This window comes from Novosphingobium mangrovi (genome assembly GCF_022818885.1).
Taxonomy (GTDB): domain Bacteria; phylum Pseudomonadota; class Alphaproteobacteria; order Sphingomonadales; family Sphingomonadaceae; genus Novosphingobium; species Novosphingobium mangrovi.
Genome location: NZ_JALHAT010000040.1, coordinates 1 through 19355, shown reverse-complemented (window position 1 = coordinate 19355; position 19355 = coordinate 1). Strand labels below are relative to the sequence as shown.

Genomic DNA, 19355 nt, shown 5'->3' with positions numbered 1-19355 from the left:
CCGGGCTGGAGGGGGAAACCTTGCGGTTTGTGCGTGCAGATGGTGCAAATGGCGCAAGTCTCGACGTGGCGCGTGCAAGTGTGATGTGTCCCCCGGAGGCGGGCCTGGCGGGTATCCCCCTCGGTTTGCGCCAACACGGGGGATGGCAAAAGAGGCGTCGAGGTCAGTCCCTTTTGCCAACGAGGATATGTGAAATTGTCCGTTAGACCGCCCAAGTGGGCGCGCGGGACTTCTGGCGGCGGGACCAAGTGCTCGCTAAGGAAGGCCTGCTGCCGGGCAAGTTGCCCCGGCGAACTGTACTAGGGGATATTTCCATGGGTGACGTGCGCATCAGTGTACGGCCGGCGCGTTCGGCAAATGCACAGAATCTTCTCTTGATGGTCGATGGTCAGATCCTCGATCTGGGCGAGGAGGAGGCCGCCGCCAACCTCACGCCGGGCGAGCATACGGTCTCGGCGATCCTCACCCGCAAGGACGGCGAGAGCGGGCCGGTCAGCGGTGAGGTCACGCTTCAGTCCGAAAGCGGCGAGGTGATCGACACGCTGCAGGTCGAAGTCGCCGACTGGGGCGAGATCAACCAGGTCAAGAAGACCATCCGCATCGGCTGACAGGGCCCGGAGGCACGAAAAAAGGGGCGAGCCCAGGCCGGGCGCGCCCCTTTTTTGCATAGCTTTGGCCTCGCCGTGTCGGCGCGGCTGTTCCTCAGAACACCGGGTCGAAGCCGGGCGGCAGATCGCTGGCGGGGCCGTTGCCGTCCTCGCCGGGCTTGTGGATGCCGCACTCGGTCTTGTCCCAGCCCCTCCAGCGGCCCGAGCGCGGGTCTTCACCCGGCGCGACCTTGCTGGTGCAGGGCATGCAGCCGATCGAGGGATAGCCCCGCGCCACCAGCGGATGGGGCGGCAGGTCGAACTCCTGGATGTAGGCCTCGAGCCGTTCCGGGCTCCAGTCGATCAGCGGGTTGATCTTGAGGCGGCCCTGCTCGTCGGTCGTGTCGATCTCGAAGCGGGGCAGGGTCTTGCGGGTGGACGACTGGAAGGCCTTGCGGCCCGTGATCGTCGCATCGAACCCGGCGAGCGCCTTGGCCAGCGGCTTGACCTTGCGGATCTCGCAGCAGCCATCGGGATCGTAGGACCAGCGAAGGCCACTCTCGTCCTTCCTGGCCAGTTCCTCTTCGTCGGGCGTCAGGTTGACGAGGTTCTTGAGGCCGAGGCGTTCCACCAGATCATCGCGGTAGGCGAGCGTCTCGGGGAAGTGCTTGCCCGTTTCCAGGAAGAGCACCGGCAGGTTCGGATCGATCCGGCTGACGAGGTGGAGGAGCACCGCGCTTTCCGCGCCGAAACTCGACACCTGCGCCACGTCGCCCGCCATGCCTTCCTTGAGCAGCGTCTCGAGCATTTCGCTCGTGTCGGTGCCGCGGAAGAGGCGGTTGAGGCGCACCGCGTCGGCCTCGACGAAGCGAGGGCCGGTCTCGATGCGGTCGCGGATGCGGCCTTGGGTGTCGTTCTGTTCGGTCATCGGGTGCTCCCTCCTGACAGCGGGGACCTTACGCCGGGTGGCGCTTGGCCCAGATCGGCGCACGGCCATCGACGACCGTTGCCTGGTAGACATTCTCCCAGCGTGCGAAGGCGGCTTCGGCATCGCTGGTGTTGAGCGGCTTTTCGGGTGCGAAGGCATCGAACCCGCAGCGGCGCATGTGGTGCAGCATGTCGATCACCAGATCGCCGGTGGCGCGCAGTTCGCCTGTGTAGCCCGCCTCGCGCAGGATACGCGCCGAGGAATAGCCGCGCCCGTCGGTCCAGGCCGGAAAGGCCACCTCGACCAGCGCGAGCCGGTCGAGCGAGGGCAGAAGGTCGCGGGCATCGTCGCTGGGCTCGATGCGCACGGCGGTGGCGTTGGACTGCTCGGTGAAGGCGCTGACCGTCACGGCGGGATCGTTGACCGCTTCGTCGTCGCGGAAGCGGAACTGTACATCAACCATAGATTGCCTCCTTGAACGGGGCCATGCCGATACGGCGGTAGGTGTCGAGGAAGCGCTCATCGCCCTGCTTGTTGGCAAGGTAGACGTCGATGGCCTTTTCGGTGGCGTCGACCACCCCGTCCTCGTCGAAGCCGGGGCCGGTGATCTTGGCGAGCGAGGTGTCCGCCCCTTCCGATCCGCCGAGCAGGAGCTGGTAGTTCTCCTTGCCCTTCTTGTCGACGCCGAGGATGCCGATGTGGCCGGCGTGGTGGTGCCCGCAGGCGTTGATGCAGCCCGAGATCTTGAGCTTGAGTTCGCCGATCTCGGCCTGACGCTCGGCGCTTCCGAAGCGCTCGGAGATCTTCTGCGCGACGGGAATCGAGCGTGCGTTGGCAAGGCTGCAGTAGTCGAGGCCCGGGCAGGCGATGATGTCGCCCACGGTGTCGAGGTTGGGCGTCGAGAGGTCAGCCTTCTCCAGCTTCTGCCACAGCGCGTAGAGATCGCTCTTCTTGACGTGCGGGAAGACGATGTTCTGGGCGTGGGTGACGCGCAGTTCATCGAAGCTGTAGTCCTTGGCGAGCTCCGCCATCAGACGGATCTGGTCGCTCGTCGCATCGCCGGGAATGCCGCCGATGGGCTTGAGCGAGACGTTCGCGATGACATAGCCCGGCGCCTTGTGGGCGAAGGTGTTGCGCTCCACCCAGAGGCGGAAGTCGGGATCGGAAAGGTCCAGATCGTCCGACAGGCCGGTCTCGAAGGCGGGGTCGACGAACATCGCCTGGATGCGCTCCAGCTCGGCGAGCGGCGGCTCGATCGGCTGGGTAAGCAGGTGCGCGAACTCGGCGTCCACTTCCTTCGAGTAGGCCTCAAGGCCCAGCTCGTGGACGAGGATCTTGATGCGCGCCTTGTACTTGTTGTCGCGGCGGCCGTAGCGGTTGTAGACGCGCACGCAGGCCTCGGCGTAGGTGACCATCTGGTCGATGGGCACGAAGTCCTTGATCTTCTTGGCCACGAACGGCGTGCGGCCCATGCCGCCACCCACGTAGAACTCGGCGCCGACGTCGCCCGCCTCGTTCCTGACGAGGTTGATGCCGATGTCGTGCAGGCGCATCGCGGCGCGATCGATCTCGCTGGCGATGACCGCGATCTTGAACTTGCGCGGCAGGACCAGGAATTCGGGGTGGAAGCTCGACCACTGGCGCAGCAGCTCGGCGTAGGGACGCGGATCGACGACTTCGTCGGCCGAAGCGCCCGCGTACTGGTCCGAGGAGATGTTGCGGATGCAGTTGCCGCTGGTCTGGATGGCGTGCATCTCGACCTTGGCGAGATCGGCCAGCGCGTCGGGCGTGTCTTCCAGCTTGATCCAGTTGTACTGGATGTTGGTGCGCGTGGTGAAGTGGCCATAGCCGCGGTCGTACTTGTCCGCGATGTCGCCCAGGACCTTCATCTGCGCCGAGTTCATCGTGCCATAGGGCACCGCGACGCGCAGCATGTAGGCGTGGAGCTGGAGGTACAGGCCGTTCTGCAGGCGCAGCGGCTTGAACTGGTCCTCGGTCAACTCACCGGCAAGGCGGCGGCGCACCTGGTCGCGGAATTCCGCGACGCGCGTGTCGACCATCTGCTGGTCATATTCGTCGTACTTGTACATCAGATCACCCAGTTCACGGCGTTGGCGTCGGCGGGCTTGACCGTCAGGTCCAGGCGGACCGTCGGGCCGAAGGCGCGGATGCGTTCCTTGATGTGCGCGGGGCGCACACCCTGGTCGTCCTTCTCGGCGTCGATCACGTAGGCCGAGACGGCATTCTGCGCGCCTTCCTCGCGGGCGATGACCCTGGCGCCATCTTCACCCACATCGGCGGCTTCGTCGACATCGAGCGACCAGCCCACGCCGGTCCACCAGATGACGGCCCCGCTCTTGAGGTCATTTGCGGTCACGATCTTCACTGCTCTGCCTCCAGCGCCATGGCGCGAATGGTATGGTCGGCAAGGCCGCCCTCGATGCGGGCAACCTCGCCGATAACGATGAGAGCCGGGCTCTTGACGGCGTGGTCGGCGACCAGTTCGGCAAGTCCGGCAAGAGGGGCGCGCAGGACGCGCATGTCGGAACGGGTCGCCTTCTCGATGACGGCGACGGGAACATCGGGCGCCAGGCCATCGCCCATCAGCTTCTCGCTGATCTGGGCGGCCGTGGCGAGGCCCATGAAGATCACCAGCGTGCGGCCCTTGCCGGCAAGGCCCGACCAGTCCTGCTCGGACAGGCCCTTGCACTGGCCCGCCACGAAGCTGACGATCGAGGCGTGGTCGCGGTGGGTGAGCGGGATCTGGCTGGCCGCCGAAGCGCCAAGCGCGGAGGAGATGCCGGGCACGACCTGTACCGGAACACCGGCCGCGCGGCAGGCTTCGGCTTCTTCGCCGCCCCGGCCGAACACGAAGGGATCGCCGCCCTTGAGGCGCACCACGTCCTGACCGCCAAGAGCCTCGGCGACGAGCAGGGCGTTGATGTCCTCCTGCTTCATGGTGTGGCGCGAACGGCTCTTGGCCACCGAAACGAGGCGGGCATTGGGGCGCGCCATTTCGAGAATGCGCGGATCGACAAGGCCATCGTGGACGATGAGCGCGGCCCCCATCACCAGCCGCGCGGCGCGCAGGGTGAGCAGGTCGGGATCGCCGGGACCGGCACCGACCAGGTGGACGGTGCCGACAGGCCCCGCGTGGCCGGGAAGAGCGGAATGAACGGTCATGGTCCCCGACATGGCCAGCTTGCCAAGGTGATGCCAGCCAGAATGCCTTGGGTGTGCCCAAAGGCATCTTTAGTGCCCCGTGAAAGGGGCCGTTTTCGGGGGCTTGCAGCCTGGGGGTAGGGGCGGTGTCCTGTCCTCAGGTGGCGGCGAGAGGTGTCGCGGTGATGAGCGGGCCATGCGGGCTCTCGCCGGTGGAAAGGCTGCTTTCGGCCAGGAGCCGGCTTGGCGCATGGCCGGGGCGGCCCAGGAAATAGCCCTGAGCCTCGTGGCAGCCCTCGCTGACCAGAAGGTCGAGGTGACCCGCGGTCTCCACTCCTTCGGCGAGGACCGGGATCTGCAGCGACTGGCCAAGTCCGAGCACCGCGCGGATGATGGCCTGGGCCTGCGCGTTGCTGTCGGATTGGAGCAGGAACGACTTGTCGATCTTGATCTTGTCGAACGGGAAGGATTGCAGGGTGTCTAGCGAGGAATAGCCGGTGCCGAAGTCGTCCATGGCAATGGCAACGCCCAGCGCCTTGATCTGGCGCAGGTTGTGCAGGGCCCTGGCCTTGTCCGAGATGATCGAGGTTTCGGTGATCTCGAGCTCGAGGCGCCGTGGCGTCAGGCCGGTTTCAAGCAGGACGCGGGTGACCGTCTGGGCGATGTCGGGCTGGACCAGCTGGATCCCCGAGAGGTTGACCGCGATGCGCAGGTCGTTGTCCCAGCGCCTGGCTTCCAGGCAGGCCTGGCGCAGCACCCATTCGCCGATGGGCAGGATAAGGCCGGCTTCCTCGGCAATAGGGATGAATTCCACCGGCGAGACCAGGCCGCGCGTCGGGTGATGCCAGCGCAGGAGCGCTTCGTAGCCCGAAAGCTTGCCGCCTTCGATGAAGCACTGCGGCTGGTAGAGAAGCTCCAGTTCGTTGCGCTCGATGGCTTGGCGCAGGTCACTGGCGAGCTTGCGCCGCGCCCGCGCGCTCTCGTCCATGCTCGGCTCGTAGAAGCACACGTTCTCGCCGATCTGGCCCTTGGCGCGGTACATCGCGAGATCCGCGTTGTTGAGCAGTGTCTCGCGGTCGATCCCGTCATCCGGGAAGGTGGAAACGCCGATGCTGGCACCGAAATGGAGGGTCTGGCCCTCGTGCTCGATCGGCTCGGCAAAGCAGCGTTCGAGGCGGCGCAGGAACTCGGTGAGCTGGGTATCGGTGGTGTAGATCTTGCCGGCGCCGAACTCGTCGCCGCCCAGCCGCGCGGCGAATTCGCCGTCGGCCAGGGTGTCGTTCAGCCTGCGGGCGATCTCGGCAAGGACGATATCGCCCCAGGCGTGGCCGAAGCTGTCGTTGATGTCCTTGAAGCGATTGAGGTCGAACACCGCGATGGCCAGCTTGCGCCCATGGTGGCGGGCGGTCGCGATCGATTCTTCCAGCCACAGGTTGAGGCGGGTCCGGTTGGGAAGCCCGGTGAGCCCGTCGTGCAGCGCCATGTGCTCGATGCGCGCCTCGGACTTGCGCTGGTTGGTGATGTCATCGAAGGTCGAGACCCAGCCTCCGTCGGGCAGGCGGCGGCTGGCGATCGAAACGATGAAGCTATCCGAATATTCAGCCATGACCGGTGACAGGCTGGGGTCGCGCAGGCTCATCTGGACGAGGTTGCCGGTCGTTTCGAGGTGATCGGGCGCCAGCGACTGGCCAAGGCCGGAGGTGCGCCCGGCCTCGATCACCTCGTCCTGCGTCATGCCGATCCGAAGGTCATCCGGACCAAGATCGTACATTTCCAGGAAGCGGGTGTTGAAGAGCGCGAGGCGTTCCTCGGCGTCGAACAGGCACAGGCCCTGGTGCATATGGTCAAGAGCGGCGTCGCGCTGCATGCCGATCGCGTTGATGCGGTCCTGCGCTTCCTTGTGCTGGGTGACGTCGCGGGTGATCTTGGCGTAGCCGATCGAGCGGCCTTTCTCGTCCTTGAGCAGTTCGATCGTGACCTGGGCCCAGAACCGCGTTCCGTCGCGGCGCATGCGCCAGCCCTCGCCGGTGAACTTGCCGGTGCTCGCGGCAATCCCCAGCGCCCGTTCGGGAAGGCCGGCCTCGCGGTCTTCGGGGGTGTAGAAACTGCCCAGTTCGCGGCCCAGGGCCTCTTCGCGGGTGTAGCCCTTGAGACGCTCTGCGCCTGCGTTCCAGCTGGCGACCCGGCCCTGAAGGTCGAGGATGTAGAGCGCGTAGTCCGAGATGCCCTTGACCAGCAGGGTGAACTGGCGCTCGCTGGCGCGGATCACGGCTTCGGTCTTGTGCACGAGGATGACCACGGTGATGGCCAGGCCGATCAGGCCCATCGAGATCACGCTGACCGCGAAGGCCATGGCGCGTGGGGAGATGAAGTTGGTGTGGACAGGCAGGTTGGCGGGGGTCACCGCAAGGCCGGTCATGCCGATGAAGTGGAGGGCGACGACGGACAGCGCGAGAAGCGCCGCGGCGCCCGCGAAACTGACGTTGCCGCGGCGCTTGAGGCCCAGGTGAAAGGCGGGGAAAAGGGGGAGCACCGAGGCCAGGATCGAGGCGACGATATAGTTGCCGTCCCAGGTGATGCGGGCGGGCAGTTCCAGGCCCAGCATCCCGCAGTAGTGCATCGCGCTGACGCCGCTCCCGCACAGGATGGCGCCCAGCGTGATCGAGGCCGTGTTGGGGCGACCCGTGCGCATCATGGTGGCGTAGGCCAGCGTGGACGTGGTCACGACCAGGACAAGCGAGAGCAGCGTCAGGAGCGTGTCGTAGCCCATGATTACCCCCGGCGCGTAGCCGAGCATGGCAATGAAGTGCGTGGCCCAGATCCCGAAGCCCGAGGAAACCCCGGCAAGGGCAATCCAGTTGAGGCGTTCGCGCCGCGTCGCCGCGCGGGCGTGACGCAGCACGAGGACCGTGGTCGCAGCCGAGAGAATACAGATCAATCCGGCCACGATCACGAAGCGCACTTCATGCTGGTCCTGGATGCAGGAAAGAATCGCTAACACGTGAGATGCGCCCCAATCGTTTTCAGCGTACCTAGGGGCGTGCTGGTTACAGGATTGTAAACGTTGAATGCGCAGATAACGGTTCCGTTCCGCGTTTGCCGCAAGGGTGCATGTCTTTATGCGCTTTGCGGGTTCACTAGGTTAGCTGCCCGGCATTCAATTATAGGGCTGCGCTAACGGAATCTTTACCCCGATGCGCCAGTGCTTCACCCCTTAGTGGAGTACCGTGACCTTGGCCATTGCCGCTCATTTCGATACCGTGGAGGACCCATCGGGGCTGGCGCGCGCGCAGCGTCGGCGCCTGTTCCTGGAAACCCGTGGTAAGCTGCCGTCCGGAAGCGAGGCGCAGGTCGCCATCCACAATTTCAGCGAGACCGGCGCGCTGCTCGAGACCGAGGAGAACCTCGAGATCGGCGAGACGCTGGAGATTGCCCTGCCCGAAGTGGGCGCGCTGCCCGCGCGCGTGATCTGGTCGAGCGGCCGACTTTACGGCTGCGCCTTTCTGGCACCGGTGCCCGAAAGCGCGCTCAGCGCGGTGGAACTGCGTAGTGCGGTCCAGCTCCAGACCGGCGTTCTGCCGGCCCATCCCGCGCCCGACACCACGGTCGGCGGGGAGAGTCTGGGCGAGCGGATCCACCGCCTGCGCAAGCTGCGTGGCCTCACCCAGGGTGAACTCGCCAGCCAGCTGGGCGTCAGCAAGCCCACCGTGTGGGCCTGGGAGCAGGGCCGGGCGCGTCCCATCGAGGAGCGCATGAGCGGGATTGCCGATGCCCTTGGCGTTCCCGTCGATGATCTGCGCCCCGACCGTTTCACACCGGGGCTTGCCGAACTCATCGCGCGCTGCCGCGAGCAGATCGCCAGCGCTGTCGAGACCGCCCCTGAAAAGGTGCGGATCATGATCGAACTCTAGGCGACCGGGCGCAGACGGTGATCGAGAAGCTCAATCTGCAGGAAGGTGTCGCGCTCTACCGGCTTCTGGCCGATGGCAGCGGGGACATCGTCGTCAAGACCGACCTCAAGGGGTACATCGTCGATGCCTCCCCCGCGATCGCGCAGCTCGGCTTCGATGTCGGCGCCAATGCCCATGTCGGCGTACACCTGCTCGATCTCGTCGGCGAGGAGGGCAAGCCGCAGGTCGCCCACGCCCACGGCAACGCGGTTGCAGGTGGTGAGGACGGGGCCTGGATCGAGGTTTCCGCGCACACCCCCGACCAGCGCGAAAGCTGGTACCGCTTCCGGGCACGGGCGCTGCGCGACGAAAGCGGCGAGGTCTACGGCGCGATCAGCCTGATGCGCAGCATCGACGAGCAGCGCGAACTGCGTGACCAGCTCTTCGCCGCGACCTACACCGATACACTGACGCGCCTGACCAACCGCTCCGCGTTCGTCTCGATGCTGGAACACATGCTGGGCAGCGAGATGAAGGGGTGCCTTGGCCTTTTCAGCCTCGACTTCTTCCGCTCGATCAACATGAAGTACGGCCAGCATACCGGCGATGCGGTGCTGCGTGTCTTCGCCGACCTGCTGCGCGAGATGCTGCGCGGCGATGACATCATCTCGCGGATCGGCTCGGAGCGCTTTGCCGTGCTTCTCCCGCGCACCACCGCCGAACAGGCCGAAGCGATCTGCTCGCGCGTGGTGACGACGCTGGCCGAACGCCGCCAGAAGGTGGGCGAATGCGAATTCGCGATCACCGCCAGCGCGGGCGTCGCGCAAATCTCCGAGGACCTCGATTCGACGATGGAGCGCGCCGAGATGGCGCTCTTCACCGCCAAGGCCAAGGGCCGCAACCGGCTGGAGATGGAGCGCCGCGATCGGCCGCGTTTCGTCGCCGCGCCGTCCGCCACCGGGCAGATGCACAACCGCCGCCACGACGACTGAACCGGCCGCGCGCGAAGCGCAACGGCCCGAGGACGGCGGCGTGAGGCTCAGCGCCCCTCGCGGCCGCGCAGGGCCTCGACCAGATCGCGTAGCGCCTCGTTGGTGCGCAGGTTGATGTCGCGCTGGGGGAAGGGGATCTCGATGCCTTCCTCCTGGAACTTGTGCCACAGCGTCTTGAGGACCTCGGAACGCACGTTGCCGATGCCTTCCTCGGGGTCGGTGATCCAGCAGTGGATGATGAAGTTCACCGAGCTGTCGCCGTAGGATTCCAGCCACGCGGTCGGCGGCGGGGCATCAAGGACGCGCTTCACCGAGCGGGCCGCTTCCAGCATCAGCGCCTCGGCGCGGTCGATGTCGGAATTGTAGGAAATCCCGACCGGCACCTGGATGCGCACGTTGCGGCTGGAATAGGACCAGTTCTCGACCTGATTGATCATCAGGTTCTCGTTCGGGATCAGGTATTCCTTCTGGTCGCGCGTGGTCAGCGAGACTGCGCGGATGCCGATCCGGCGGATCTGCCCGAAGGTGGAGTTGCCCGCCTGGTCGGTGATTGCGATGACATCGCCCGGCTTGATCGACTTGTCCATGAGCAGGATGATGCCCGCGATCAGGTTGCCGAAGGTCTTCTGGAGGCCAAAGCCGATGGCAAGGCCGAACGCGCCCGAGAACACGGTCAGCGCGGTGAGGTCGATCCCCAGGACATCGATCCCGACGAGGATGGCGATGCCCCAGATGAGCAGGCTCAGCCCCTTCTCGATCAGGAGGCGCTGCGTCATGTCGAGCCGCGTCGCGCTGCTCAGCACCCGGTGCGAGAGCTTGCTCGTCATCCAGGCAATCGAGATGACCAGCGCCATGACGATGGCCACCACGGCCAGATCCCAGAGCGAGAGGCGCGTGGAGCCGACCTCGATCGCGATGGCATCGAGCGTGTTGATGAAGCCGCCGATGGTGTTGGAGTGCGAGGCCACCGCATCGCGCAGGCCGTCCGCGCCCGCCAGCGGCTGCTCGACGTATTGGGTGACGGTGGGTGTCGGGGAGGGCGCGGTGAGAACGTCGCCAGTGGCCTCGGGATCGGGGCTCTCGCCCGCGGCCATCTCGTTCGCCATCATCGCGGCGGCCGCCAGCGCGGCGGTGAAGTTCATGCGCCCTTCCAGGCGCCAAGCGCCTGTTCGATGTCGGCGATGAGATCGTCGGGATCCTCCAGGCCGATGGCCAGGCGCACGCCGTGCCGGTCGGTGGCCGCGTCGTTGGCACTGACCGGCGGCCAGGGCATGACCGAGCGCGCACTCTTGGGCTGGATCGGGAGCGCCAGGCTTTCGTAGCCGCCCCAGGAAAAGCCGATCCCGAACAGCTGGAGCGCATCGACGAAGCGGTTGCGGTCCTCCATCGAGCCGCCCCGGAAGACGAAGCTGAAGAGGCCGCAGCCGCCGGTGAAATCGCGGGCCCAGACATCGTGGCCGGGCGCGCCGGGCAGCATCGGGCACAGGACCTGCGCCACTTCCGCGCGCTCTTGCAGGAACTGCGCGATCTTCAAGGCGCTGGCCGCTTCCTGGCGCAGGCGCAGGCTGAGCGTGCGAAGGCCGCGCAGGGCCAGCGCGGCGTCGTCGGGCGAGACGACATTGCCCAGCTGCTGCGCGCGCTTGCGCAGCGCTTCGTAGAGTTCGGGGCCCGCGCTTGCAGAGCCCATCATCAGGTCCGAGTGCCCGCCCACGTGCTTGGTGAGCGCCATCAGCGAGATGTCGATGCCCTTCTCCAGCGCCGCAAAGCCGAGCGGGCTCGCCCAGGTGTTGTCGAGCACCGAGATCGCGCCCTTTTCGCGCGCGATGCGGGCCAGTTGCGGCAGGTCGCACATCTCCATGGAGAGGCTGCCCGGCGCTTCCAGCAGGACGGCGCGGGTCTTCGCGCAGAAGGCTGCGGTGTAGGCCTCGATGTCGAGCGGATCGAAAAAGCGCGTCTCCACCCCGAAATCGGCGAGGAGCCCGGTGCCCATCGAGCGGGAGGGATCGTAGGCGTTGTCGCTGATGAGCAGAACATCGCCGGGTTTCAGCAGCGTGAGCAGCACGCCCGAGATCGCCGCGACGCCCGAGGGGTAGATGACCGTGCCCGCAGCCCCCGGTTCGAGCTGGGTCAGCGCCTCGCACAAGGCCCACTGCGTCGGGCTGCCGCGACGGCCGTAGAAGAAGCGCCCGTCCTCGTTGTACTGGCTGCCACGTGCGAGCGCGGCGGTGTCCTCGTAAAGATGGGTCGAGGCGCGCCAGACTGGCGGGTTGACGACGGCGCCTGTCCATTCCTTGCGCCGTCCCGCACCCACGACCCGGGTGGCCGTGCGCGTGGTCTTCAGATCCGTGCTGTCGCTCAAGTTCAACTCCGCGCCTCGCTTGGGGAGGCTTCGTGTGAGGGGGATGAGCGCGCAGCCTAACCGGGCGCGCCCGCGAAATCGAGAGGCAAGAGATGCTTGCGCCGCCCGGCCGCGATTTCGCGCACGTCGAGCACGGCCATGTCGCGTGGGCCGGTGTCGATGCGGATGGGCGCGAGGGCGGATGTCGGGGAATCGGCGCCCGCGCGGCCCGGCTGGCCGACCGTGAAGACGAGCCCCAACCCGAGTTCGGGCTGGGCCGCGCTCGCTTCGGGGTGGGCCATGTCGGCCACGAGTGCGAGGCGCACGAGCGGCACGAAGAAGCGCGCACTGCCTTCATTGACCGCGCGGATCGCGCTCAGCGGAAGCTGCAGTTCGCCCTCACGCACGATGTCCTCGCCTTCGCGCAGACCCGGGAGGGAGGCGATCACGGGCAGGCTTTCGAGTGCGGGCGCGAGCTGCTCCTCGCGGCTGGCCGAGCCATGCGCGGAGGTGAGGTCGGCGTGGAGGTTGGCAGGCGGGATCTCTGTCAGCGCGCGCAGCGAGAGGCGGAAGCGCAGCGAGGCATAGACGAGCGAGAGGCGCAGCGAGACGGCCTCGAAGGCAATCTCGCCGTGCGCCTGCGGGCGGTTGGAAGCCGGGGGCGGGGCGGGTACCGGAGTCGGAGTAGGAGCCGGAGTCGGAGCAGGCGGGGCCACGTCGGGGGATGGCGTCGGAGCGGCTGCGGGACGCGGCGTCGGCCGGGGCGTGGGACGCGGAGCGGGCTGGGGCGCAACCTTGCGGCCCTCGCTCTTGCGCCGCGCCAGCGCGAAGCCGCCAAGAAGAAGCAGCGCTAGCAGGCCCGCGGGAAGGGCCCACCACCATAAGGGCCATGCCTCGGTTGTGTCTTCCGGGCGCGCGGGCGTAGCCGATGCAGGCTCCGGCGCGGGGGATGGAGCGACCGGGCTGGCGGTTTCGCGGGCCTCGGCGTCCTCCGGTGTCGGTGTCGGTGTCGCGCGGGGCATGGCGGGGGTCGGCGCACTCTCCTGCGCTGGGCGGCTCGGCTCGGGGCGAGCCCGCTCGGAGGGAGTGGGGGAGGGGGCTTGCCGGGCTGTCGGACGTGCGTCGGGTGTGGGCGTGGCCGAAGGATCTGCCGCAGGCGTCGGTGTGGGGGATGGCGATGGGGCGGGCGCGGGCGACTGCGTCGGGATGGGCAGCGGCGGCAGCGGTTGCACGCCGCCTGGCAGCGTGGTCGGGTCTTCCGGATCGACCGGGCCGGCCACGTCGGGCGCGCTCTGGCTGGCCGGGCCAGCGGGCAGGCTCCAGGGCGCGCGCTCCTGCGCGGATGCGGACGGTGCGAGCGACAGCGTAAGCAGCGCAAAGGCGCTGGCGGTGGTGACCTGATTGATTCCCCTCATGCCTCTCTCCCAACGCCGCGCGCGGTGAACCGTGTCTTAATGCCTGCGCCTTGGCCGGGGGCGGCGCGCTGGACGGTTGCGTTTGCGAGACCTCTTGCCTCGCACGGCCTCCCGGTCCATGCGCAGGAGCATGAGCGATACATCCTCTTCCCCGTCGCTGGCGCCCGTGCATCTGGGCCAGCAGAGCGCGCTTCCCGCTTCCCCTGAGGAGGCGGTTCTCGACTATGTGCCCAATCCGCGGGCCAAGTCCCTCTATCTTGTCCGTTTTGCCGCGCCCGAGTTCACCTCGCTGTGCCCGGTGACCGGCCAGCCCGACTTCGCGCATCTCGTCATAGACTACGCGCCGGGTGAGACCATCGTCGAATCGAAGAGCCTCAAGCTCTTCCTCGGCTCGTTCCGCAACCACAACGGCTTCCACGAGGACGTGACGGTGGGGATCGGCCAGCGCCTGTTCGACGAGATGAAGCCCCACTGGCTGCGCATTGGCGGCTACTGGTACCCGCGCGGGGGCATCCCCATTGACGTGTTCTGGCAGTCCGGCGCGGCGCCCGAGGGCCTCTGGGTCCCCGACCAGGGCGTGCAGGGCTATCGCGGGCGGGGGTGATCCGGCCTTCGGGTGCCTGGTTCTTGTAAAGTAGAAGATGAAGTTCCGAGGGCCATTGCCCTCGGGCTCCCAGAACCTTTGAAAGATCGCGCTTGTACGCACTTTCTCTCGGGAGGCGAGACGCTCGCAGCGGTCAAAGGTGTTTCGTACGGAGTGAGAAATAATCTTTGATGTCCGGTTCCGCCTCCTTGCAGACATAGAGCAGATGCGGAATGCTGCTCGAATGAAGCCATGGAACATGAATGTCGGGGGCGCCATTGGATTGGTGATTGGGGCTTGCCTCTGGTGGGCCTATTATGTCCCAAGCGAGGGCATTTTGCAGAACCCGCAGCTTGTTATTGTCCCTGCCGGTATCGGCCTCTTAATAGTCAATGTGCGAAATCGGCGGAAGAAAGTCGGTCCTTACGATCCCGAAGTTATAGCTCGGAATAAGCAGGGCAGAGTGTAACGGAGGGGCAGCTTCCCAACCATTCCAGACACTGCATCTGTCGATCAATGCGTCCACACATAATCAATTCTGCGCGAACTGCACCTTGCCGACACGGGTGAGGTCGACCTCTCCGGTACCCAGCGCGGCAAGCTGGGCGGAAGGGAGGCACTGGGCGTAGACGGTGGGCGCATCGGCGCGCAGAGCTGCGTCGGTCTCCAGCGCGTCTTCGAGTTGGCGGTCGCATTCGGCCCGGGTCTGGAAGGTGGCGACCGGGGCCTGCGCCTCGAGGCGGCGGCACGCGGTGCCATCGTCACTGCATCCAAACAGGGCAAGGGCGATCAGGGTGGCGCTCATCGGTGTGTCTCCTTCCTTCCCCAAGACAACGGGGGCGCCCGCCAAAAGTATCCCGGAATTCTGCGAAAAATTCGGGAACTTTTGCCAAGGGGATGAATTCGCGCTGCTTTTTCTCGGTCGGTGAGCCGACTCATGTGTGCGACGAGCCGTTTTGCCGGAAGCGTGTGACATGGATGTGCAGGGCTTCCCTCAAGTGCGTGCAATCTCTCGGGAATGGTGAACTCTACACTGGAACCTGGGGGGCTTTGGCGCGTATTAAGGCCCGCATGGACCATACCAAAGCCAAACTCATCATCCGCGAGGCCACGGTCGGGGACGCCCCCGCGATCGCGGCGCTGTCCGTCAAGGTCTACGGCAAGGCCGACGCCTTCACCCGGGCCGAACTGCGCGGGCAGATCATCAACTTTCCCGAGGGCCAGTTCGTGGCCGAGTACGAGGGCGTGATCGTCGGCCACTGCGCCACGATGATCATCACCACCGCGCTCGCCTTCAAGCCGCACACCTGGGAAGAGATCACCAACGGCGGATACGGCCGCATCCCGGACCCGGACGGCGACGTGCTCTATGGCTTCGAGGTCTGCGTCGACCCCGACTATCGCCGCCTGCGCATCGGCCAGCGCCTGTACCGCAAGCGCAAGGAACTGTGCCAGAATTTCGAGCTGAAGGGCATCGCCTTTGCCGGCCGCATGCCCGGCTACTACCGCCGCAAGCGCACCTTCCCCAACCCGTCCGACTACCTCCAGGCCGTGATCGACAAGCAGGCCAAGGACCAGGTTATCAATTTCCAGATGAACGGCGGGTACGAGCCGCGCGGGATCCTGCGCGACTACCTGCCCAAGGACAAGGAAAGCGGCGGTAACGCGGTTCTGATGTACTGGACCAACCCGCTAGCCCCGCGCGACACCGGCAAGGCCGTGCCCGGCCTCAAGGAGCGCGTGCCCTCGCAGGTGCGCGTCGCCACTGTCCAGTTCATGATGCGCAAGATCTCCTCGCGCGACGATTTCGAGGAGCAGGTGGAGTACTGGGTCGACGTTGCCGCCGATTACGAAAGCGACTTCGTGGTCTTCCCCGAGCTCTTCACCCTCGCGCTGCTCTCGGTCGAGGAGAAGAAGCTCCAGCCGGTCGAGGCGATCGAGAAGATCTCCACCTACACCAAGCGCTTCGTCACGTTCATGCAGAACATGGCGGTGAGCTACAACATCAACATCATCGGCGGTTCGCACCCCACCCGCGTCGAGACCGAGGACGGCAAGAGCGAGATCCGCAACATTGCCTATACCTTCCTGCGCGATGGCTCGGTGCACGAATCGCAAAAGCTCCACCCCACCCCGTCCGAGGCCAAGTGGTGGAACATCAAGGGCGGCTACGGCGCCAACGTGATCCCCACCGACTGCGGCCCGATCGGGGTCATGGTCTGCTACGACAGCGAGTTCCCCGAACTGGCCCGCCACCTCGTCAACCAGGGCGCGCTGATGCTCTTCGTGCCGTTCTGCACCGACGAGCGGCGCGGGTACCTGCGCGTGCGTTACTGCTGCCAGGCCCGCGCGGTCGAGAACCAGTGCTACGTCGTCACCTCGGGCGTCGTGGGCAATCTGCCCAACGTGGAGAACATGGACGTCCACTACGCCGAAAGCGCGATCCTGACGCCCTCGGACTTCCCGTTTTCGCGCGATGGCGTGGCGGCCGACACCGCGCCCAACACCGAGACCATCGCGATTGCCGACCTTTCGCTCGATTCGCTGCTGACCGCGCGCCAGTCGGGCGCGGTGCGAAACCTGCGCGACCGTCGCTTTGACCTTTACCGTGTGGAGTGGACACAGGCGCAAGGGTAAGGCAAGGCCAAGTCCATGATCCTTCCCGGCTTTCACGCAGCGAGTGCGATGTTCATCGCGCTGGCCATGTTCTATGGCTTCTTCAATGGAAAGCTGCGGGTCGAGATCGTCTCGCTGCTGACCATCGCGGCCATTGCCCTTCTGCTCTACGTCATGCCGATGCCCGGCGAGACCAAGTACGCCGGGCTTGAACTGGCGTTTCAGGGCTTCGGGCACTACGCGCTGGTCACCATCTGCGCGCTGATGATCATGGGCCGGGGGCTGGTGGTGACCGGCGCGCTCGATCCGGCGGCGCGCGCGCTGGCGCGGGTGTGGAAGTTCAACAAGAGCCTGGGCCTGCTCTTCACGCTCGTCGTGTGCCTGTTCATGTCGATGCTCATCAACGACACGCCCGTGCTCGTGCTGATGATCCCGATCCTGGCGCAAATGGCGACGCGCGGGGGCATGCCTGCCTCCAAGACGCTGATGCCGGTCAACGCCGCGATCCTCATTGGCGGCATGTCGACGACCATCGGCACCTCGACCAACCTGCTCGTCGTCTCGATTGCCCAGGACCTGGGCATGCGCACGCTCTCGGTCTTCCACTTTACCCCGATCGTGCTGATCTCGGTGCTGGTGGCGCTGCCGTATCTGTGGCTGGTCATGCCGCGCCTGCTGCCCGACAACACCAAGCAGGTCTCGGTGGAAAGCCGGCGCTTCCTTGCCAAACTACGCCTCTCCGACGATGCGCCGATGCGCGGCAAGACCATCGAGGAAGCGCGCGGGAACCTGCCCGAGGACGTGCGCGCCTGGCTGCCGCCGGGCAACCGCAGCCACGTCGGGCGTCGCCTTCTGGCCGAAGGTACCTACCAGGGCCTGCAGGAGGCCGCGCGCACGCTGTCGGCGACGCTCGCCCCGCGCTGGCTGACCGAGCGGATCAAGGCCGATTCCACCCGCTCGCGCGAGGACCTGATGGTGGCCGAGATGATCCTCGCGCCCGATTGCCGCCTGATCGGCCTCACGCCCAGTACCGCAGGGTTCGAGGGCGTGGCGATGCTGGGCATCCACCACGTCCACCAGCCGCTGCGCGACACCCGCGCGCACACCCCCGATACCGAGATGGCTGAGGGCGATGTACTCCTGATGATGGGCATGCCCGAGGACCTGCGCCACTTCGCCGAGACCGAGGGCCTGCTCCAGATCGAGGGCGGTGAAGAAATCACCCGTTCGGGCAAGGCGCTGCTCGCGGTCGCGATCATGCTCGGCTCGGTGGGGCTTGCCAGCTTCGGCCTCGTGCCGATTGCGATTTCGGCGCTGGCGGGCGCGATCCTCATGTTCGCGACGGGCTGCGTGCGCTTCGAGCGCGTGGGCCGGGCGCTTTCGGCCAAGATCATCGTTCTGGTCGCCGGTTCCATCGCGCTGGGGCGCTTCATCCTGGTGTCGGGCGCGGCGGAATGGCTCGGCCAGATCCTGTCGAGCGGCTTGCAGTACCTGCCGCCCGCAGGCGTGCTCGCCGCGATCATGGTGTTCGTGACCCTGATGACCAACTTCGCCTCGAACACGGCCGCGGCCGCTGTCGGCACCCCGATTGCGTTCAACATCGCCAAGCAGTTGGGCATGCCCGAGGAGCCGCTGGTGCTGGCCGTGCTGTTCGGCTGCAACTTGTGCTACGCGACGCCGGTTGCCTACCAGACCAACATGATGATCCTCACCGAAGGCGATTATACCTTCAAGGATTACCTGCGTTCAGGCGTGCCGCTCGTGCTCATCATGGTGGCTGCGCTCTCGACCACACTGGTCTTCTGGTACGGGATCTGATCGGTCCGGCTGCGGCCCGAGAGGAGCGCTTCACGCAGGTCCTCCGGGCTGGGCAGGTCGAGCGCGTCGAGGTCCGCCACGCCCACGATGGCATCCTCGCCATAGCACTCGGCCAGCGCGATGGTTTTGGCCCGCACGTGCTTGTTCGTCTCCAGTGAGTAGAACGCGGTGACCGTGGGGAGCTCGGGATCGCCGGGGCACTGGTCGACGACGAGCGCGATGCGGCCTGAACGCAGCTGCACGAACGAGCCTACCGGATAGACCCCGAGCGCTTCCTTGAAGCGGGCGAGGATCTCGGTGTCGAGCGAACCCGACAGGCCCATCAGCGTTTCCATGGCTTCGGAGGGGTCGAGCGCGCGCCCGCTGACCGCGCCCGAGACGATCAGGTCATAGCTGTCGCAGATCGCGGCCATGCGCGAGAAGACGTCGAGGTCGCGGGTGTCGAGCGCCTGGGGGTAGCCTTCGCCATCGAGCCTTTCGTGATGGCGCATGACCGCCTGCAGCACTTCTTCGGGCACGTCGCCGGCCGAGACGAGCATCTCGCGCCCGATCAGGCAATGGCGGCCCAGCAGTTCGCGCTCCTCCCCTCGCGCAGGCGAAAGGACCGCCTGCGCAACCTCGGGCAGATCCGCCTCGACCCGCGCGAGGCCGACGTCGAGGAGCAGCCCGGCAAGGCCCGCGAGGCGCATTTCCCCCGGTGGCAGGCGCATCTGCCGGGCGAGCGAGACCATCAGCGCGCTGACGGACAGCATGTGGTGGTAGGTCGCCTCGCTCTCGGCCTTGCAGCGCATCAGGCCCGAGAATGCATAGGGGTTGCGTTGGATCGAGGCGAAGATGTCCTCCACCACCGGCGCGACATCGGCCACGCGCGGTACCTTGCCCAGCCGCGCCTCCAGAAAGACGCGTGAGATGATCTTGTTCGCCTTGCCCGCAAGCCGCCGGGCCGAGCCGAATTCGCGGGTGAGAGGGACAGGCCCCGAGGCCGTGCGCGCGGTCGGCCGGGGGGGCGCAGCGGGCGAGGCGGCG

Annotated in this window: 17 protein-coding genes; 6 read left to right on the top strand and 11 right to left on the bottom strand. The window is 66.5% G+C overall.

Annotated features, from left to right (window positions below; genetic code table 11):
* Positions 1 to 314: 314 nt before the first annotated feature.
* Entirely contained in the window at positions 315 to 608 is a 294-nt protein-coding gene (locus tag MTR65_RS17045) for a hypothetical protein (RefSeq protein WP_226638305.1), read from the top strand.
* Positions 609 to 702: 94 nt separating this feature from the next.
* Here MTR65_RS17045 and MTR65_RS17040 read toward each other — a convergent pair whose 3' ends face one another.
* The 6 genes from MTR65_RS17040 to MTR65_RS17015 all read right to left on the bottom strand — a co-directional run bounded on the left by MTR65_RS17040 (position 703) and on the right by MTR65_RS17015 (position 7678).
* A complete protein-coding gene (locus MTR65_RS17040; RefSeq protein WP_243802323.1) occupies positions 703 to 1515 on the bottom strand; it encodes a phosphoadenylyl-sulfate reductase in 813 nt (270 codons plus the stop codon).
* A 28-nt stretch (positions 1516 to 1543) separates the two neighbouring features.
* Positions 1544 to 1978: a DUF934 domain-containing protein gene (locus MTR65_RS17035; RefSeq protein ID WP_226638303.1), complete on the bottom strand. Its 435-nt coding sequence runs from the start codon at positions 1976 to 1978 to the stop codon at positions 1544 to 1546.
* Positions 1971 to 3605 carry a nitrite/sulfite reductase gene (locus MTR65_RS17030; protein ID WP_243802321.1) on the bottom strand — a complete coding sequence of 545 codons (1635 nt, stop codon included), beginning with the start codon at positions 3603 to 3605 and terminating at the stop codon, positions 1971 to 1973. Before MTR65_RS17030 ends, MTR65_RS17035 begins: the two co-directional genes overlap by 8 nt.
* Positions 3605 to 3901: a DUF2849 domain-containing protein gene (locus MTR65_RS17025; protein WP_243802319.1), complete on the bottom strand. Its 297-nt coding sequence runs from the start codon at positions 3899 to 3901 to the stop codon at positions 3605 to 3607. Before MTR65_RS17025 ends, MTR65_RS17030 begins: the two co-directional genes overlap by 1 nt.
* Positions 3898 to 4698 (bottom strand): uroporphyrinogen-III C-methyltransferase, encoded by an 801-nt coding sequence (cobA, locus tag MTR65_RS17020; protein WP_243802317.1) that lies wholly within the window; start codon positions 4696 to 4698, stop codon positions 3898 to 3900. Before cobA ends, MTR65_RS17025 begins: the two co-directional genes overlap by 4 nt.
* Positions 4699 to 4834: 136 nt before the next feature.
* Positions 4835 to 7678, bottom strand: coding sequence for a bifunctional diguanylate cyclase/phosphodiesterase (locus MTR65_RS17015; protein WP_243802315.1), 2844 nt, complete (start codon positions 7676 to 7678; stop codon positions 4835 to 4837).
* A 226-nt stretch (positions 7679 to 7904) separates the two neighbouring features.
* On the opposite strand from MTR65_RS17015, the gene MTR65_RS17010 reads away from it, so the two are divergent.
* Complete coding sequence (locus MTR65_RS17010; RefSeq protein ID WP_226638298.1) at positions 7905 to 8588, top strand: helix-turn-helix domain-containing protein; 684 nt, start codon at positions 7905 to 7907, stop codon at positions 8586 to 8588.
* Positions 8589 to 8605: 17 nt separating this feature from the next.
* Entirely contained in the window at positions 8606 to 9559 is a 954-nt protein-coding gene (locus MTR65_RS17005) for a GGDEF domain-containing protein (protein ID WP_243802313.1), read from the top strand.
* Positions 9560 to 9606: 47 nt separating this feature from the next.
* Here MTR65_RS17005 and MTR65_RS17000 read toward each other — a convergent pair whose 3' ends face one another.
* The 3 genes from MTR65_RS17000 to MTR65_RS16990 are packed head-to-tail and all read right to left on the bottom strand — an operon-like array spanning position 9607 to position 13312.
* Positions 9607 to 10653, bottom strand: coding sequence for a mechanosensitive ion channel family protein (locus MTR65_RS17000; RefSeq protein WP_419145057.1), 1047 nt, complete (start codon positions 10651 to 10653; stop codon positions 9607 to 9609).
* A gap of 44 nt (positions 10654 to 10697) precedes the next feature.
* Positions 10698 to 11924: a cystathionine beta-lyase gene (metC, locus tag MTR65_RS16995; protein ID WP_243802311.1), complete on the bottom strand. Its 1227-nt coding sequence runs from the start codon at positions 11922 to 11924 to the stop codon at positions 10698 to 10700.
* Positions 11925 to 11974: 50 nt separating this feature from the next.
* Complete coding sequence (locus tag MTR65_RS16990; RefSeq protein ID WP_243802309.1) at positions 11975 to 13312, bottom strand: hypothetical protein; 1338 nt, start codon at positions 13310 to 13312, stop codon at positions 11975 to 11977.
* Positions 13313 to 13442: 130 nt separating this feature from the next.
* Here MTR65_RS16990 and queF point away from each other — a divergent pair, with 130 nt between their 5' ends.
* Positions 13443 to 13916: a preQ(1) synthase gene (queF, locus tag MTR65_RS16985; RefSeq protein ID WP_226638294.1), complete on the top strand. Its 474-nt coding sequence runs from the start codon at positions 13443 to 13445 to the stop codon at positions 13914 to 13916.
* Positions 13917 to 14427: 511 nt separating this feature from the next.
* Here the strand turns inward: queF and MTR65_RS16980 are convergent.
* Positions 14428 to 14700 (bottom strand): hypothetical protein, encoded by a 273-nt coding sequence (locus MTR65_RS16980; RefSeq protein WP_226638293.1) that lies wholly within the window; start codon positions 14698 to 14700, stop codon positions 14428 to 14430.
* A 266-nt stretch (positions 14701 to 14966) separates the two neighbouring features.
* Here MTR65_RS16980 and MTR65_RS16975 point away from each other — a divergent pair, with 266 nt between their 5' ends.
* Together MTR65_RS16975 and MTR65_RS16970 are read left to right on the top strand one after the other, a co-directional pair.
* Positions 14967 to 16532, top strand: coding sequence for a carbon-nitrogen hydrolase family protein (locus MTR65_RS16975; RefSeq protein ID WP_226638292.1), 1566 nt, complete (start codon positions 14967 to 14969; stop codon positions 16530 to 16532).
* 15 nt (positions 16533 to 16547) lie between these two features.
* A complete protein-coding gene (locus MTR65_RS16970) occupies positions 16548 to 18329 on the top strand; it encodes an SLC13 family permease (RefSeq protein WP_226638291.1) in 1782 nt (593 codons plus the stop codon).
* Here MTR65_RS16970 and MTR65_RS16965 read toward each other — a convergent pair.
* A partial coding sequence (locus tag MTR65_RS16965; protein ID WP_243802307.1) for an HD-GYP domain-containing protein occupies positions 18248 to 19355 on the bottom strand: 1108 nt, incomplete at its 5' end. The two genes, MTR65_RS16970 and MTR65_RS16965, sit on opposite strands and share 82 nt — an antisense overlap.